Origin of the sequence: Mesorhizobium ventifaucium (assembly GCF_935822925.1) — a bacterium.
GTDB classification, from domain to species: domain Bacteria; phylum Pseudomonadota; class Alphaproteobacteria; order Rhizobiales; family Rhizobiaceae; genus Mesorhizobium; species Mesorhizobium ventifaucium.
The window spans coordinates 28,877-30,812 of sequence record NZ_CAKXZS010000010.1 but is presented as its reverse complement, the minus strand read 5'-3'; the positions used below and the strand labels follow the sequence as shown (position 1 = coordinate 30,812).

The following is a 1,936-nucleotide window of genomic DNA, read 5'->3' as shown; positions in this document are numbered from 1 at the left end:
GCTTCCTATTCTCCGAGGCGGTGCCTCTCAGCCAAGCGCTTGAGGTGGCACTGAAAGAGCACGCGAAGCAATGTTGATCGCCGCCGTCATCAGTCACTGCATCGAGCAGAGCGTCAAAGGACCGATGGGCTGGGGCGAGGCGGGAATGGGAAACGCGTTGATCACTGGCGTGCCATACGCTGTTCGTGGCGCAGGTTAGGTTTTCCAGGGTGGCAAGTCGCCTCCAGTCCGCGATTCACTTCGGTTACGCCGATCATGATGTCCGGAAGCAAAGCGAAGCTTAGAAGGGTAGTCCGCTAGCTCAGGTCAGACGAATCCCAGTTGTTGGGCGGTCTGGAACAAAGCGAGCAGCATGATCAGGCAGCCGACGAGCCGCAAAAGCGTCCGCTCGGCAATCGCCTTGAGCACCCATCCGGCAAGCGGAGCGGCGACTATGCCGCCCACGATCAGCCCCAGCACCGAGCTTGCATGTGTCGACAGCGCCCCCGCTTCCTGCCAGTGCCCACTGACGAGCGCGACGATGAAGGTGACGGACACCGCTAGCGTGATCAGGAACTCGGCCGCATTGACAGTGCCGATCACGTAGCGGGGCGGCGCGCCGGCGCCGAGCAATCCGGTCACGACCATCGGGCCCCATCCGCCGCCACCTGCAGCGTCGAGGAAGCCGCCGACAGTGCCCAGCGGCGCCACAAGACGGGTAGGAACCGGATTGCTGGGGATCTTGCGGAACGACCGGAGGAACAGCCAGAGCCCGATCACAGCGAGATAGGTCGTGACGTAGGGCTTCACCATGTCGCCGTCGAACGAGGTCAGCACGAAGGCGCCGAGGCAGCCGCCGAGAATGCCGAAAGGAGCAAGCCGCCAGAACAGCTTCCAGTCGATATTGCGGTGGTAGTGGTGCGCCGTGCCGGAAGCGGCCGTGGTGAACACTTCCGCCGCGTGTACCGCGGCGGAAGCCTGCGCCGGCGGAACACCGAAGGAGAGCAGCACGGTGGAGGAGATCGCGCCATAGGCCATGCCTAACGCGCCGTCAACCGCCTGGGCGAGGAAGCCGACAATGGCGAACAGAATGAAGTCAGTCATTGGTGTCCGCCGTGAACGTGCCGCCGTATGTTGCCTTGTGGATGTGGCATCCGGCTTGGCTCCGCGTCAGAGAAAAGGGCGGCATCGCTGCCGCCCATCGAGATTGTTGAGGTGCGTGGACCTTAGAAATCCATACCGCCCATACCGCCCATACCGCCCATGCCGCCCATGCCGCCCATGCCGCCGCCGCCCATGCCGCCTGGCATGCCGCCGCCGGCCGACTCCTTCTTCGGAGCCTCCGCGATCATGGCTTCGGTGGTGACCAGCAGCCCGGCGACCGAGGCCGCGTCCTGGAGAGCCGTGCGCACGACCTTGACCGGATCGACGATACCCATGGCGATCATGTCGCCATATTCGCCGGTCTGGGCGTTGAAGCCGAAGGTCGGGCCCGTGTTCTCGAGGATCTTGCCGGCAACGATCGATGCTTCCGCACCGGCGTTGGCCGCGATCTGACGGGCCGGAGCCTGCAGCGCGCGACGCACGATGGCGATGCCAGCGGTCTGGTCGGAGTTGGCGCCGACAGCCTTGATGCTCAGCGAAGCGCGCAGCAGTGCGACGCCGCCGCCGGGAACGATGCCTTCTTCGACGGCCGCACGGGTCGCGTTGAGGGCGTCATCGACGCGGTCCTTCTTTTCCTTGACTTCGATCTCGGTCGCACCGCCGACGCGGATGACGGCAACGCCGCCCGCCAGCTTTGCGAGACGTTCCTGCAGCTTCTCCTTGTCGTAGTCCGAGGTGGTCTCCTCGATCTGCTGCTTGATCTGGGCGACGCGGCCCTGGATCTCGGCCTTCTTGCCGGCGCCGTCGACGATGGTGGTGTTCTCCTTGGAGATCGACACCTTCTTGGTGCGTC

The 1,936-nt window shown here is 64.6% G+C and carries 2 protein-coding genes; both read right to left on the bottom strand.

The window, feature by feature from the left end:
* Positions 1–306: 306 nt before the first annotated feature.
* Positions 307–1,083 carry a sulfite exporter TauE/SafE family protein gene (locus tag NMG70_RS07810; RefSeq protein WP_065010507.1) on the bottom strand — a complete coding sequence of 259 codons (777 nt, stop codon included), beginning with the start codon at positions 1,081–1,083 and terminating at the stop codon, positions 307–309.
* 122 nt (positions 1,084–1,205) lie between these two features.
* Positions 1,206–1,936: TCP-1/cpn60 chaperonin family protein (locus NMG70_RS07805; RefSeq protein WP_436798358.1), on the bottom strand; the 731-nt coding region annotated here is incomplete at its 5' end.